Source organism: Aeromonas sp. DNP9 (assembly GCF_001728955.1).
Lineage (GTDB): Bacteria > Pseudomonadota > Gammaproteobacteria > Enterobacterales > Aeromonadaceae > Aeromonas > Aeromonas veronii.
On sequence record NZ_LYSQ01000001.1, the window covers coordinates 181,718 to 196,142 of the forward strand.

At 61.2% G+C, this 14,425-nt stretch carries 10 protein-coding genes; 4 read left to right on the forward strand and 6 right to left on the reverse strand.

All coding sequences use genetic code 11. From position 1 onward, the window contains the following. Positions 1-8: 8 nt before the first annotated feature. The 3 genes from A9G06_RS00780 to A9G06_RS00790 are packed head-to-tail and all read right to left on the reverse strand — an operon-like array spanning position 9 to position 4,497. The gene (locus A9G06_RS00780; protein WP_069553956.1) at positions 9-2,549 is read right to left on the reverse strand and encodes a hypothetical protein; all 2,541 of its coding nucleotides are present in this window, start codon (positions 2,547-2,549) and stop codon (positions 9-11) included. Then, positions 2,546-3,745 carry a glycosyltransferase gene (locus A9G06_RS00785; protein ID WP_069553957.1) on the reverse strand — a complete coding sequence of 400 codons (1,200 nt, stop codon included), beginning with the start codon at positions 3,743-3,745 and terminating at the stop codon, positions 2,546-2,548. The genes A9G06_RS00780 and A9G06_RS00785 overlap by 4 nt, the downstream gene beginning before the upstream one ends. After that, on the reverse strand, positions 3,742-4,497 hold the full coding sequence (locus A9G06_RS00790; RefSeq protein ID WP_069553958.1) for an acyltransferase: 756 nt from the start codon (positions 4,495-4,497) through the stop codon (positions 3,742-3,744). The genes A9G06_RS00785 and A9G06_RS00790 overlap by 4 nt, the downstream gene beginning before the upstream one ends. Positions 4,498-4,796: 299 nt before the next feature. Between A9G06_RS00790 and A9G06_RS00795 the strand changes: the two genes are divergently transcribed. The 4 genes from A9G06_RS00795 to A9G06_RS00810 are packed head-to-tail and all read left to right on the forward strand — an operon-like array spanning position 4,797 to position 9,927. Further along, positions 4,797-6,116, forward strand: coding sequence for a lipopolysaccharide biosynthesis protein (locus tag A9G06_RS00795; protein ID WP_069553959.1), 1,320 nt, complete (start codon positions 4,797-4,799; stop codon positions 6,114-6,116). Further along, entirely contained in the window at positions 6,104-7,510 is a 1,407-nt protein-coding gene (locus A9G06_RS00800; RefSeq protein WP_069553960.1) for an O-antigen ligase family protein, read from the forward strand. The genes A9G06_RS00795 and A9G06_RS00800 overlap by 13 nt, the downstream gene beginning before the upstream one ends. Further along, positions 7,507-8,778, forward strand: coding sequence for a glycosyltransferase family 4 protein (locus A9G06_RS00805; protein WP_069553961.1), 1,272 nt, complete (start codon positions 7,507-7,509; stop codon positions 8,776-8,778). Before A9G06_RS00800 ends, A9G06_RS00805 begins: the two co-directional genes overlap by 4 nt. Positions 8,779-8,790: 12 nt before the next feature. Next, positions 8,791-9,927 carry a glycosyltransferase family 4 protein gene (locus A9G06_RS00810; protein WP_069553962.1) on the forward strand — a complete coding sequence of 379 codons (1,137 nt, stop codon included), beginning with the start codon at positions 8,791-8,793 and terminating at the stop codon, positions 9,925-9,927. A 50-nt stretch (positions 9,928-9,977) separates the two neighbouring features. Here the strand turns inward: A9G06_RS00810 and A9G06_RS00815 are convergent, their stop codons facing one another. From A9G06_RS00815 to A9G06_RS21305, 3 genes are all read right to left on the reverse strand, one after another. Beyond that, complete coding sequence (locus A9G06_RS00815; protein ID WP_069553963.1) at positions 9,978-11,018, reverse strand: diguanylate cyclase; 1,041 nt, start codon at positions 11,016-11,018, stop codon at positions 9,978-9,980. A 302-nt stretch (positions 11,019-11,320) separates the two neighbouring features. Further along, a complete protein-coding gene (locus A9G06_RS21300; protein ID WP_083243707.1) occupies positions 11,321-12,388 on the reverse strand; it encodes an HD domain-containing phosphohydrolase in 1,068 nt (355 codons plus the stop codon). Between the two features lie 5 nt (positions 12,389-12,393). After that, positions 12,394-14,235 carry a cache domain-containing protein gene (locus A9G06_RS21305; protein ID WP_083243708.1) on the reverse strand — a complete coding sequence of 614 codons (1,842 nt, stop codon included), beginning with the start codon at positions 14,233-14,235 and terminating at the stop codon, positions 12,394-12,396. Between the last annotated feature and the right edge of the window lie 190 nt (positions 14,236-14,425).

Below are 14,425 nucleotides of genomic sequence, written 5' to 3' on the forward strand. Positions count from 1 at the left end.
CAGTCACTTCAGGAGGATGAGTTGGCACCAGTTTGCAATGTTTTCAATCCCTTGGCCAGTTGTTCAATCTCGCGGCGCCACTTGTTCCAGGCGGCAGAGGGCAGTTGCTCTGCCACCTGCCAGCGGGTCGGCAGCTGATCGCGCAGGCGCTCCAGCAGCAGGGCGGCATCCACCTGATAGCGGGCCTCCTGCTCCAGCCAGGCGAGCCAGCGCAGATCCTCGATGGCTTGCTGCAACAGCAGCAGATCGTGGGAGAGGCGGTCCGCTTCGCAGGCTTGCGGGCCGAGCAGCATAAAGTCGCTCTCCCGCCCATCGGTGGGGTCATAAGGCAGGGCGGTGGGCATGCGGCCATGCCACTGCAAATAGCCTTCGGCGCCGCTTTGCCACAGATAGAACCCGGCGGCTCTCGGGGTGCCCAGATTGTAAAACCAGGGGGTGACCTTGTGTTGGCGCACCCGGGCCACATCGGCCTTGTCGGCGCCAAAGCCTGCGTTGATCAGGGCAATCTCCACCTCTGCCAGCAGACCAACCTGACCCGGATGATTGAAGTGACCTGCGCGGATCACTGCCGGATCCCGCCGTTTCATCTCCCGCGCCAGGGTGGTAATGGCGGGCAGGGTGGCGAGATCGGGCTCATCAAACAGGCTCCATGCCAGCGGCGGCAAGCCGCTGGCGGTCAGCCCCTGTTGCCGCGCCTGCCACTGATCAAGCTGGCTGGCAGGGTCGCTACCCCAGCGTTTGAGCGGGGTATAGGCCAGCAGGGGGGGCACAAAGCCGAGCCCCACCGCCTCTCCCAAGATCTCCCGCATCCCCGCTTCATCCTGTGGCAGGGCGGGCGAGAGGCCGCTGATCCCCAGCTTGGCGAGCCGCTGCAGATCGCAGCGACTGGCCGCGGCGATCTGCTCTTTTAACGCCTCGGGGTTGGGGCTCAGCCAGTTGAGATAGGGGGGCGCTTCGACATAGATGCCGACGGGCTTGCTGGCCGCGGGCAGGGTCAGCGGCAGCACCTCGATAGTCAGTGGCAGCTGCACCAGTTGCTGTTGGCTCAGCAGCTGAATATTGCCCAGATAGCGCCCCGCCGGCGCATCGCGTGGGACGGTCATTTGCAGCACCAGACGCCGAGGTACGTCTGCCAGCAGGGTGAGCCCGGCGATCCCCTCGACCAGCTCCTGATCCGAGGGAGCCAACAGGGTGCCGCTCGCCTGCGGGCGAACCAGATGCCACTTGCCGTAATAGGGGGTCAGCGCCAGCGGCGATCCTGCCTGCTCGGGGGGCTGGATCACCAGCAAGGGGGCCGGATCGTCGGTGGCGGCGTGGATGGCAAACTCCAGCAACAGCTGGCTGCCACGGGCGGCCAGCACCGGTTGTGAAGCCTGCTGCAACGCATCGGCCGCAGATAGCGGGGCGATCTGCAGGGTTGGGGCGGCATCCGTAATCGGCGTGAGGCTGAGCTGCTGCGAAGCTGGGGCTGGGGTTGGGGAATAGGGGGCCAGAGTCCATTTTTCCAAAAACAGCTGGCGCTGCTTGGTCAGCACGATGGCGGTAGCGTCGGCCAATACGGCGCGATCTTTTCCGCTATTCGGGAGAGCCTCTTTGCTGGTGGGGGCCGGATAGGGGGCAAGCAGCAACCCCGCCAGGTATTTGGCATCCGGTGAGTGGCCCACCAGTGTGATAGTGAGCGGGCCGCCGGGGTGGTTCAGGGTGACATGAACGGGGCCGCCCTGTCGTGCCCCGAACTGCTGCCAGGGATCCGGATTTGGCAGTGCCTCGCGAGATTGCCCCGCGAGATAGCGCTGCGTTAGCCACTCCTGCGGTTGCCACTGCTCGGCCCAGATGGGCTCGCCATTGACCAGCACGCTGCGCTCGAAGGGGTGGGGCAGGTACTCCCATTCACCTGGGTCATCCAGCCAGAGGGTGAGCTGGTAGCGTCCTTTGGCCAAGTCCAGTCGCACTCCGTCGAGATTGCGCAGCCCATCGCGCACCAGAGCATCGCCGGAGGGGCGCAATATGGGGGTGGGATGGCCAATCAGCCGGGGATCCCCCGGGATCAGGGGCTCAAAGCCGGTAAAGCGGGGCGCAGCCGCGGCCCCCAGATCCAGCGCAATGGTGCCCTCAGGCAGGGTCAGACCGGGCACCCAGTACCAGCGGTGAATGGTCAGCGAGGGGGCGTTATCGGCCATAAAAAAATAGAGCTTGGTGAGTTTGTCCAGCGCCAGCGCTCTGGGTTGGCTGGTGCGCCACTCACTCAAGGCAAAGCGCTGGGTGAAGGGGCCGGGTGCGACAATCCGCTCCAGATTGACCCGGCTGCGGTAGTTGACCGAGGCCTCATCGTCGATACGCAGGATCAGGGTTTGCGGGCGGGCGCTGGGGTTATGGCCCTCGATCACCAGTTCATCATCGCTGCCCACCGGCCAGCTGTGGGTGCTCAGATCGAGCCGCTGGGGTGTCTGGTTGCCCGTCAGGGGCAGCGGGGTCTGCCCCTCCAGCCGGGTGGTGGCCATTGCTGCATGGCAGCAGAGCAGGATAACCAGCCAGAGCCCTCTGCTCATCCGGGCAGCCCCTTCAACCAGTTGTTCAGCTCGGCAGCCTTGTGATCCCAGCTTTGCAGGGCCACCTGCTGTTGGCGAGTGTGGCGCCCTTCGCTGCGGGTCAGCCCCTCCCAGCCACTCTCCTGCAACCAGCCCGGATTGGGTTGATCAAAGGCGGCCCGATTGATGGCCTCGGCCAGGCTCTCCCCACTGCGGGGGAGCTGGATCTGATCCCGATAGCCATCGAGCGCCGGAAAGTCAGTGCTGACGATGGGTCGCCCTGCGGCCAGATATTCACGCAATTTCAACGGATTGCAGGCACGGATCTGGGCGTTGTCGACAAAGGGCAGCAGACTCACCTGCCAGTGCTGGGCATAGGCCGCCAGGGTGTGGTGGGGACGGGGCCCCAGCAGATGGATATTGGGGAGCCCCTTGAGGGGGGAGATATCGGTCTGGACCGGGCCAATCAGCACCAGATCCCAGTGGGGCAGGGCGGCCGCCGTCTCTGCCAGCAGGGGAATATCAATCCAGTCGCTCAGGCTGCCGTAAAATCCGGCAATGGGACGGCCGGAGGGGAGATCCGCTGGACGCGCTCTGGGGGGCATAAACAGCTCGAGATCCACGCCGTGGCTGAGCAGCCGGGTTTTATGGGGGGGAAAGCGGCTGGCCAGCGCGGGGCTGGCGGCCAGAATGAGATCGGCTTTTTCCACCAGTCGGGCCTCGCAGTGAGCGATGGCCTGATGATCCACCCCGGCCAGCGCCGAGAAGTCATCGCCGCAGTAGTAGATCACCGCCCGCTCTTCGAGCTTGCCAATCAGATCGACGGCGCTGGGCAGGGAGATCCAGAGCAAGGGGCGATCCAGCTCGGGCAGCTGGCGCCGGATCTGCGCCGCCAGCCAGTGGCCATTGATTTTGCCCGCCAGACGACTGCCCGGCAGTGGCAAGGCGAGCGGCGGCAGTACCCGGGGGCTGCTGGCTTCGGATGGCGCAACCGACTGGCCGCCAGAATGGCGTGCTCCGCGCAGCACCGCCCCCAGTTTGCGGACGATGCGGGTGAGATCATGAAGGGTAACGCGGGGACAGCGCATGCCGATGGAGTTGACCCAGAGCACTTGATAATCAGGCAACAGACGCTTGATCAGGTGTTGGGTGCTGGAGGGGTGCTGGCCCCAATCCTCTCCCAATACCACCAGTTGCGGCAGTGAGTGTGGTTTCATGCAAAGGTCTCCGAGGCGTGTGCGAGGTCGCTGTGATCCTGTGGTTGCAAGGGGCGCAGTACGGTGGCCGGTACACCCGCTGCCAGCACACCTGCGGGCAGATCCCGGGTGACGACGCTGCCTGCGGCGACAATGGTACCGGCGCCTATGGTGACACCGGCCATCACCATCACCCCGGTGCCAAGCCAGACATCCTGCTCCAGCACGATGGCCCCCACCTGTTCATCGCGATCCGGTTTGCCAAGGGCGCGATCGCGGGCGTTGACCGGGTGCCCCGGGTAGCCCGCCAGAAAGGCACGGCCTGCAATTCTGACGTTATCCCCCAGCACTATCTTGCTGCCCACCGCCAGGGTGGTCTGCCAGCCAATCCCGACATTGCGGCCAATCACCAGCTTTGGCGTCTGGCTCGATGCCCGGCCGCTGATGGTCATGGCGGCGCTGAGGCGGCAGTCGGCACCAATTTCGATGGTAACCGGACCGCTGATATAGGGGATGCCGCCATAGAGATAGAGGCGCGGGGCGGGGGCCGTCAGGCGAGATTGAAACAAGGGGGTCCACCAAAGGGTGCGGGTCAGGGTTGCCAGCGCGTTGCTGCCCAGCAGATAGAGCCGATAAAGCAGCCGATGCAGGGGAGGGATCACGGGGAATGACCAGTTGCGGGCACTTTTGGCCAGTCGCCATACCCGGCGGGCCAGTGGCGTCTCTCCCTGTTTGGCCCAGCTTTTCATCCGGTGCAGGTTGATGGTGTTCATGGCGACCTCTCCCTCTGGTGCAGTCCGTTGCTCGCTAAGCAGAAAGCAGGGATCGGGCCAACAGGACGACCCCAGTGTGATCGGGCCAAATGGGGCTAAGAGGAGGGACAGATTGCGCTGGTCGGTGCAATTTGCAGCCCGCGTTGTGCAAAACGCAAATGCCAGTCTCATTCTGGGCTTGCTCAGGCCGGTTAAACCGCACAGAGAAGCTATCGTCTCTGGGCGGGAGTGAGTGGCGTGGGCTTTGCATTAGCGGTAGCTGACCCGAAGCGGGATGCTTCGGGTGGCTGGGAGGCCCTATGAAACTTGGTGTGAACCAGATTGCCATGCTCTATTACGCCGGCGGCTTGCTCCTGATGAAGGGGATCTCCCTGCTGATGCTGCCGGTGCTGACCCATCAGCTGCTGCCTCGTGAATACGGTCAGTTGGAGGTGCTGCTGACCCTCATCAATCTGGGGTCCCTGATCCTTGGCTTCGGGCTGGTGGATGCCCTCTACCGCTTTGCCGGATTGGCGAAAGATGAGCAGGAGCGCCAGCAGGTGGTGGCCCGCATGTTTGGTCTGGTCTGGCTGATCGCCCTGGCCAGTCTGGTGCTGCTCTGGCTGCTGGCACCTCTGGTGCAAGCCTGGCTGCCGGTTGAAACCCGCCTTGCGGATGTGCGCTGGGTGCTCTGCGCCCTGCCGTTTGAAGGGGTGATCGGCGTGCCGCTGGCATGGCTGCGGATGCGCAATCAGGCGCAGCTCTTTTTCGTGGCGACCGCAGGCAAGGCGGTGATCCAGTCGGTGCTGACCGGCTGGTGGCTCTGGCTCGGTTGGGGTGTGAGCGGGGTGCTGGCCTCCGGCACCCTGACCTGTGTTGCACTGGCGCTGCTGCTGAGCCTCTGGCAGTGGCGAGATAGCGGGATCCGCTTTGACTGGCAGCACTATCGACCGCTGCTGCGCTATGGATTGCCCCTGGTGGTGAGCGGGCTGGCAGGCTTTGCCCTGAGCGGACTGGATCGCTGGCTGCTGGCCGATGTGGTGGGGGAGGCGCTGCTTGCCTACTACGCCGTAGCGGGCAAGCTGGCGCTGGCGGTGGGGTTGTTGCTGCAACCCTTTGCCCTCTGGTGGTATCCCCGCCGTTTCATGCTGCTGCGCGAGCCGGATGGACTGCGGCTCAATGCCCACTACAGCGTGATGGGGTCAGTACTGGGGTTTGTCACCGCGGGGATTGTCGGGCTCACCGCCCCCTTGCTTATTCGCTGGCTGACCCCGGAGAGCTATCACGGAGCGATCGCCTATATTCCGCTGCTGGTGCTGGGTATGGCGGTGCGCAATGTTTCGGACTTGCTCAATGTCGGCTGCTTTAGCGGAGAGAAGAGCAATGCCCAGATGGTGATCAATCTGGGCTGCAGCGCCCTTGGGGTCGCAGGCTTTCTACTCGCCATCCCACCCTTCGGGGTTGCCGGGGTGATCTGGACCCTGCTGCTGGTCTATCTGGTACGGGCGCTGGCCTTTTATCTGGTGAGCCAGCGGCTGCTGCCGCTGCCGTATCGCCTCTCGACCCTCTGGGCCAGTTCGCTCGGGGCGCTGGCGATGGTCTGGCTCGGCCAATGGTGGGCAGGATCATGGCTCGTCTAACGCCAGCCATCTGGGCAAGCGCCATCTGTCTGGTGCTGGCTCTACTCTGGTGGCGGCTGCCCCATCCCTTGCTGCTGCCGGTGCTCGGCCTTGCCATTCCCGCCATCTGGTTTGCCCTGCGCTGGCCCTTCTTGATGGTGCTGGGATTTGTCACCTTCTCCTTCTTTCGGTTGCATGAGGTGTTCCCCCAGCTCTATCCCCTCAAGATCCCGCTGCTCTTCTCGCTGGCCGCCATCGGCGCGCTGGTCTGGCACATTTTGCTGACCGGCCGGATCAAGCCCTACTGGAGTCCAGCGCTGAGCTGGCTGACGGCTTTCTTTGTGATGGTCTCCATCGGTGTGCTGTTTGCCAGCAACCGGGGTGAGGCGATCGCCACCTGGACCGGCAGCTACAGCAAGATCTATCTGATGACCCTGGCAACCGCCTGGCTGGTGCGCACCCCGGGGGATTTTGCGCTGGCGGTACGCACCTTTGTGGTGGCGGGCTGTCTGGTGGCGCTGGTGGCCCTCTACAACAAGGCGAGCGGGATCGGGCTGGTGGAGGGCACCCGGGTGACCATAGGGCGCGAGCTGGGCTCTGTGCTGGGGGATCCCAACGATCTGGCGCTGGTGCTGCTCTTTCCTGCCGGTTTTTCGCTGAGCTTGCTGCTCAATCAGGGCAATGGGGTAGGGGGGCGTTTGTTGGGGGGGCTTGGTTTTGTCCTGACTGCGGCCGCCATTATCGCCACCCAGAGCCGCGGCGGTTTGCTTGGCGTGTGTGCGGTCAGCGGCCTGTTTGCCTGGCAGCGGGTGAAGTCGAAAACCCTGTTGATCTCGATGGGGATGGTCGCGCTGGTGGTGCTGTTTGCCGCCGCCGGGATCAGCGACCGGGCATCTGGCGGCGCCGCCGAGAGCGGGGTCGATGCCTCGGCCATGGGGCGGATCTACGCCTGGCAAGCGGCCTGGGGCATGGCGTTGGGCCATCCGCTGGTGGGGGTGGGCTTGTCCAATTTCTATTACAACTACTTCTTCTACAGCCCCCATTGGGATGGACTCAATCATGCGGTGCACTCCACCTGGTTCGGGGTGCTGGCTGAAACCGGTTTTGTCGGGCTGGCGCTGTTTATCGGTATGGTGACGGTGACCCTGCGCAGTTGCTGGCGTTGCCAGCTTGCTGGCATGCCTCCTGCAGTGATCACGGCGATGCAGGGGGTGATGGCCAGCATGGTGGGGTTTGTGATTTCGGGATCCTTCCTGACCCAGGGCTTTACCTGGCCCATCTATCTGGAATTGGCGCTGGCCGTCGCCGCCATCAAGTACGTGCAGCAGGCGGCCACAGAGGTGAAGGCCACCCCTGAGGATCATCAGGAGGCAACCCGGTTGCCGGCAGTGCCACCAACGGGAGCAAGAGGATGAACGCAACCCCTGTTTTGCTGGTTCACTACGGAGAGGACTGGATCCGCGGCAGCGAACGCTGCCTGCTGGATCTGCTGGCCCACCTCGATCGCAGCCGGTTTACGCCGTTGCTCTGGTGCAATAGCCCGACGCTGGCGGCAGAGGCGGCCACCCTCGGGGTAGAAACCATGGTCGAGCCGTTCAGCCTGCTGCTGGGATGGCAGGCGCCCCGCTTAGATCTTGCTGCCCATCGGCGCCTCTCCCGGCGAGCCAGAGAGCTCATCACCGAGCGGCAGATTGGGCTGGTGCATGCCAACAGCGCGGCCCCTTGTCAGTGGCTGGCGGGGGTCTGTCGGGCGTTGCAGGTACCGCTGGTGTGCCACCTCCATGCCCGTTACCAGCCAAGAGACAGGTTCAGCCTGCGGGTCCATCAGGCAAGCGTGCTGATCGGGGTGAGCGAGCCGGTGTTGACCGGTTGGCGCCAGGATGGCTGCGTGGCCGATCGGTTGATCCGGGTACCCAACGGGGTCGATGCCGCTCGCCTGAATGGCGGTGCTCACTGGCCGGTCGTCGGCATGCTGGGCTTGCCCCCGGGGGATATGATCATCGCAACCGTCGGCTCCCTGATCAAGCGCAAGGGGATTGATCTGCTGATCCGATCGCTGGCTGCCCTGATGGCATCGGGGGAGGAGGCCCAGTTGCTGATTATTGGCAGCGGTCCGGAGCGGGAAGCATTGGTGGCGTTGGCTGTCGAGCTCGGTGTGGCCGAGCGGGTCCACTTTCTCGGCGAGCGACCAGACAGTGCCGCTATCTTGCGAGGCGGGGTGGATCTGCTGGTCTCCGGCGCCCGTGAGGAGGTGTTTGGTCTGACGTTGGCGGAGGCGGGCATGTTGGGGATGCCGGTCAGTGCCTATCGGGTGGGCGGCATCCCCGAAGTGGTGGAGGAGGGGGTGACCGGCTTGCTGGCAACCCCTGGGGATTGGGCCGAGATGGCTGATCACTGGCGGCAATTGAGCAATCCGCAACGCCGATGTGAAATGGGGCGGGCCGCTCAGCTGCGTGCCGCGCAACTGTTCACGGTGGTGCGTTATGTCGACGGCATCACGGTGGTGTGGGACGCCGCTTTGGCTGGTCGTTGGCACGCCACGGCCCCCACATCCTTCCGACCATTCATTCATTGGGCGGGGCAACGACTCCTTGCCAGAGGTCGCAATATGCTGGCGAGTGGGATGGCAAGAGTGGCGCAAAAAGTGCAACTGGGGTTTGGCCGCAGCAAGGTGCCAGAGTAAGGGAGCAGCAAGATGAGCATGCAAACTGAGCCGGTGTTTGGAAAGATCATCGTCGTGGATCCCATCCCGTTTCGCGGTGGCTCCAAGGTTGCGACCGAAGTGCTGCTCGATGAGTTGGCCAAGCGGATGCCCGGGCTCACATGCCATGTGTTGACCCAGGATCCCGACTCCTGGCCCCGCTGTGAGCATCATTCCCTTTGGCTGCCCCACATATTGAAGGGGCGGGAGTCCGGCATCGGCTATCTGCTCAAACAGGGGTGGCAAACCCTGCTGATCCTCTGGCTGGTGTTGCGTCTGGGGCAGGTGAAGTGCCTGGTGGCGGCGTCAGGGCCGGGGGTGGATCTCTGTTGTTACTGGGCGGCCCGCTGGTTGCGGTGCCGGGTGGTTCAGCTGATCCATGGCCCTGTGGGGTGCTCGGGGCTCTCTGCCAGAGCCCTGCAACGGGCGAGTTTTGTCTTTTATCTGGAATCGACGCGCAGCTCCCTGGCGGCATTGCTGGCCCGGCTTGGCGAGACCGAGTTCCCGTCACACTGGCAGCCATTTACCAATGGTTTGAGCGAGATTGATTGGCCCAAAGCGACCCTGGGGGGGCCTCGTATTTTGTGGGCGGCCTCGTTGCTGCGCTGGAAGGGGCTGGAGACCATGCTGGCCGCCCATCAACTGATCCCTGATGCTCGCCCCGAGCTGATGGTGTGCTATCTGCAGCCCAAGGGCACGCTGCAACCCTGCAGCCAGCCTCAACCACAACTGCCAGACACGCACTGGTATGCCAACCCCGCCAATCTTGACGAGATCCGATCTCGATGCGGCATTTTTGTCTCCACCAGTCATCTGGAACCGTTTGGTCTCTCCATTCTGGAGTCCATGGCGGCAGGATTATGCGTAGTGATCCCGGCCGATGGCGCCTGGTGGGACCGACACCTCACCGATGACGTGAATTGCCGCAAATATCAGCCAAACGATCCCGGCGATCTGGCGCGGTTGCTGGCAAGCCTCAATGCCATGCCCGATGTGGTCAAGCGACTTGGCTATCATGCCCGCTTGCATGCCATGGCCCATTACAACGCGGCGGATACCTACCAAAGCACACTGGATCAGTGGGAAGGTATGTTGCGATGGGATGCGTTGAGCCTTGCCGTGCATGGTTAGCGCGCAGTGGTTCCCCGTGGGGAGGATGGTCACGCATGAGGGACTTATGGTCAGACTGGTTGCGGGAGGGTGGGTGACTCCGCCACTCTGATGCAGTTACGGCCGGATGATTTGGCGGTGTAGAGCGCAGCATCAGCCAGTTTTACCAGTTCAGATGGCTGCCAGTGACTCGATGGTCTGAGGCAGGCAACACCCATGCTAACGGTCACCAGACCGGTGGTATTTTGTGCGTGTGGCTGCGCGAGTGCAAAAATCAGCCGCTGGATATGTTGGGCAATTTCATAGGCGGATTGACGCTCGACATGTGGCAACAGGATGACAAATTCCTCTCCGCCGTAGCGAGCCACCAACTCCCCCGAGCGGCGCCCGGATTGCGCCAGGGTATGGGCCAGCAATCGAAGGCACTCGTCACCGGCAACGTGGCCATAGAGGTCGTTGAACTGCTTGAAATGATCGATGTCGAGCATGATGAGCGCAATCGGCATCTCTGTCTGAATACAGCGCTCCCAGGCCTGGTTCAATGAGTTGTCGAACAGACGACGGTTGCCGATATTGGTTAGCCCGTCGGTATTGCTGAGCGCTTCCAGTTTCCGGTTCGCTTCCGCCAGCTCCTTGGTTCTGAGCTCGATAATGAGTTCCAGCTCATGTTGGCGCTCCTCCAGACTGGTCATCGGGTAAATTTCGCTTTCCCGAGCCGCACTGTAAGGGATGGAGATACTGCTGTGAGCAATTTTCCACGCCATGGCTTCGTGTCGAAAAATCAATACCAACCTGGCGGTTCTGCGGGAGAGGATAGGTTCTGATTTCGGTAGATGGATATGAAAGAAGGCGGTCACAGCCACCACATCGGCGGCCAGATCTTGCAGGGTTACATCGAGTATTTCCAGGTGGATCCTGCCCGGGATCTGGGCAAAATCGCGGCGGGTTATCCGGATCCACTCATCTTTATCGGTAACCAGAACATCACTGCTGCCGGCAAAACCGCTGAAATTGTTGCTAAACCGCGTTGTGAGCCGATCATCCCGTGATGAATACAGCTCGATGTACTCATCAAACAGTGAGCTGATCAACGGTTCCCGTTCAGTGGTCATTGCGCTGGGCCCATGTGAAGTGGTCACGTTTTTCAAACGTTCGATTGAACTATAGTCAATAATGTCATTTCATTTGGCTATCTATCCTGATTTTTATCGTTTTTTTGTTCGATTACCGTTATTGGCAAGTGTCCGTAAGGTCAGTCAGAACAAGGTGCCATGGAGAGGGTTAGCATGGCTGTCCGGTGCATATCCTCCCCATCTCTATTACGCATCGGGGTGACCACCGGTGACAAGACGGCGGGTCTGCATGCAGATCCCCAGACTGCAGGCATCAGGTAACCCAGAGTGCCTCGCGGCGATCAATGGCTGGCGAGATAGGGGCTGATATCCACCTCGTCAATGAGCTCCGGGCTCATGTAACGCTTGGCATAGCGCAGGTAGACGCCAGAGCGGAGAAAGAGCGCAAACAGCTCGGGGTCGATATGGTGATCCTGTTGCATGAATCCCATGATGCGGATGGCCTCCGAAAGAGATTTGGCTTTCTTGTAGGGGCGATCGCCGGCAGTTAGCGCCTCGAAGATATCGGCGATGGCCATCATCCGGGCAGGGATGCTCATCTCGTTCCGTTTCAGCCGCTTGGGATAACCGGTGCCATCCATCTTCTCATGGTGTCCCCCTGCGATTTCCGGCACCTGTTTCAGGTTGGCGGGGAAGGGGAGTTTTTCGAGCATGATGATGGTCTGGATCATGTGCTCGTTGATCTTGTAGCGCTCCTCATCGGTGAGGGTGCCCCGGCGGATGGAGAGGTTGTAGAGCTCGCCGCGGTTATAGAGGTATTCGGGCGTGTTGACCTGAAATCCCCAAGGGTTGTCAGGGGCAAGGCGGTCGCGGTTGCTGCGGGTGAAGAGGTGATCCGGGCGATCGGCCAACAAGGGTTCGGTGACCGGCAGCGGTGACTCCGCGGCCCGCTGTTTGCGCGCCAGTTCATCCTGAGAGATGCCAATCCGATCGGAGAGCGTGCGCTGCCAGGTGCGGCCCGCAATCTGCTGCAGTCTTGCAATATCCTCTGTGGCCATAAATTCGCCCCCTTCGTTGCAACGGGCGATAAAGGCAAACTCCTCATCCAGCTGTTGCCACTGCTGTTGCAGCGTGGCCTGTAACGTGGCCTCATCACCCCCGTGGAGACGTGCCTGCCAGTAGGCAATCTCGGCATCCCGTTTCAGCACTTCAAAACGCATCCTGACCTCGTGAATGCGATCGCACAGGGTTTCCAGCTTGGTGGCCTTGTCGACCACAAACTCCGGGGTGGTGACTTTGCCGCAATCGTGTAGCCAGGCCGCGATATGTATTGCTTCCCACTGTTTTTCATCGAGCGAGAAGTGTTGGAAGGGGCCCTCCTTGGCCTCACATGCCGCTTCTGCCAGCATCTTGGTCAGTTCAGGGACTCGCTGACAGTGGCCACCGGTATAGGGACTTTGGCATCGATGGCCCCTGCGATGAGCTGGATAAAGGCTTCCAGCAGATTGCGCTGCTCCTCCAGCAGCCGCTGGGTGGTGAGTGCCACGGCGGCGGTAGAAGAGAGCGCGTTGACAAATGCCATCCGCTGCGGGGTCAGGGACTTCTTCCGTTCATCGATCAAAAACACCAGGGTGCCGAGCAGTTGGCAATCACGGTTTTTCAGGCCAATCGGCCAGAAGGTCAGCGGCGTGTCGCTCTCCTCAATGTAGGGAAACAGGATCTGCAATTCGCTGGTGACCAACGCAACGGGTTCCAGTTCTACTCCTTGCAAGCTCTGGAACAGTGGGTGTTTTGGCTGATTGAGCGTTCCGATACTGTGGATCGGCGTTTGCTCCTGCACCTCGCCATTCCAGCATAACCCTGCCAGCTCCAGTGTCTTGTTGCCGCTATCGGAGAGGTAGAGCATACAGCCTGTTGCTCCGGTCAGTTGCTGCATTTCGGTGAGCAGCCGCACCAGCAAGCGGGGGAAACTGGTCTCGCTGGAGAGGGAGGTGGAAAGCTGCAAAAAGCGCTGGATGGTCGATTTCATGTCGCCCATGGCCTGGGAGAGATCGATGATTTCAGCAATATAGGAGTTGACCCTGATCGGATCGTTGAAGTCGAAGTGGGCGATTTTTCCTGCTTCTTCTGTCAGATCATCAAGGGGCCTGGCGGCGGTTCTGGCCAGCTTGATGGCCGCGAACAGGGCAAAGATCAGGAAGATGCCCGACAGAAGGAAGGTCTGATTGCGAATGGTTATGACCTTGGCCAGCAGTTCATCGACAGGCGCCGCAATCCAGAGTGATTGTCGTGACTCATCAGCTTCCGGCAGCTCAATATGCATACCTTGCCAATCTCGACCGTCTGATTGAAACGTCAGTTTATCGATCTTCTGGCGTCGGCTGGCATCGATGAGCCGTGGAAGCATCGGAAGGTCGGCCTCCACTATCTTGGCCAGTCGAAAGGTGCCGTTCTCACCGTGAATGATCATCCCGCCCTTATGGCTGGTCATCAGTTCTCCCCGACCATTGACAATAGCCAGCCGCATATTGGGGGTGATCATGGCGGACTTGAGCAGGCGTTCGATGGAGCGCAGGCTCATATCTACCCCGATGACGCCAGCCCCGTTTTGCATCGGTTTGGCAACACTCACGTTGACTTCCCGGGTATCGAGCGTGATGTAGGGTGGTGTCTGAACCAGTTGCCCGGCCTGCTTGGCCTGAATAAACCAGGGGCGCTCTCTGGCATCAAAGAGCTGCCCTGATACCTGTTGATGCTCGATGACGGTGAGGTTGTCGGCCAGCGCGAAGATATCGGTGAGCGTGGTTGCCTCCTGATGCCGAACGCTTTTGACGATCCAGCGGGTATTGGCAGGTGGAGTCAGATGTTGCACCTCGGTGTCGGCAGGCCAGCGCATCAGCCGGAACACATCGCCGTTGTTGTAACCGGCATAGACCCTGTTGGCCGAGGGCAGCCCTGTTAACAGGGTCGCCATATAGGGGATGTTGGCCATGCGGTCTGCCAGGGTTGTGGCCTTGGTCAAGCGCTGTTGGGCGAGCAGATTGACACTCAGGGCCGAGGAGCTAAACAGCCCTTCCAGCTCCTGGGTCGTGAGTTGGCCAATCAGGCTGAATCTCTCTTCCGCCTCTTTCATCAACATGGTTTTGGTCTGCCGATATTGGTGACCAAGGGTGATCAGGGCAAACACCAGCAGCAAGCCCAGAAACAGGTGGGCAATATGAACATACAAGGGGATAACGCGGCGAATGAGACTCATGTTATCTCCTTAATGGATGGGTTTGTTGAGTGGGGTATAAATGAGATAACCCAACAGGATAATGGGTAGCTTCATGGTGTTCGCCCTTGCTGCTTGCATTAAAGATACCCCGTTGCGTAAACCACCAGATGACGATAAATGGAAAGGGGTGATAAATCCTTTTTTATTCACCCATCGCAGTAGCCAAAAA

What these genes read in the sequence shown, in the direction of transcription:
- A9G06_RS00780 (WP_069553956.1), bottom strand. Translation starts at nt 2,549, where the DNA reads ATGAGCAGAGGGCTCTGGCTGGTTATCCTGCTCTGCTGCCATGCAGCA.
- A9G06_RS00785 (WP_069553957.1), bottom strand. Translation starts at nt 3,745, where the DNA reads ATGAAACCACACTCACTGCCGCAACTGGTGGTATTGGGAGAGGATTGG.
- A9G06_RS00790 (WP_069553958.1), bottom strand. Translation starts at nt 4,497, where the DNA reads ATGAACACCATCAACCTGCACCGGATGAAAAGCTGGGCCAAACAGGGA.
- A9G06_RS00795 (WP_069553959.1), top strand. Translation starts at nt 4,797, where the DNA reads ATGAAACTTGGTGTGAACCAGATTGCCATGCTCTATTACGCCGGCGGC.
- A9G06_RS00800 (WP_069553960.1), top strand. Translation starts at nt 6,104, where the DNA reads ATGGCTCGTCTAACGCCAGCCATCTGGGCAAGCGCCATCTGTCTGGTG.
- A9G06_RS00805 (WP_069553961.1), top strand. Translation starts at nt 7,507, where the DNA reads ATGAACGCAACCCCTGTTTTGCTGGTTCACTACGGAGAGGACTGGATC.
- A9G06_RS00810 (WP_069553962.1), top strand. Translation starts at nt 8,791, where the DNA reads ATGAGCATGCAAACTGAGCCGGTGTTTGGAAAGATCATCGTCGTGGAT.
- A9G06_RS00815 (WP_069553963.1), bottom strand. Translation starts at nt 11,018, where the DNA reads ATGACCACTGAACGGGAACCGTTGATCAGCTCACTGTTTGATGAGTAC.
- A9G06_RS21300 (WP_083243707.1), bottom strand. Translation starts at nt 12,388, where the DNA reads ATGCTGGCAGAAGCGGCATGTGAGGCCAAGGAGGGCCCCTTCCAACAC.
- A9G06_RS21305 (WP_083243708.1), bottom strand. Translation starts at nt 14,235, where the DNA reads ATGAGTCTCATTCGCCGCGTTATCCCCTTGTATGTTCATATTGCCCAC.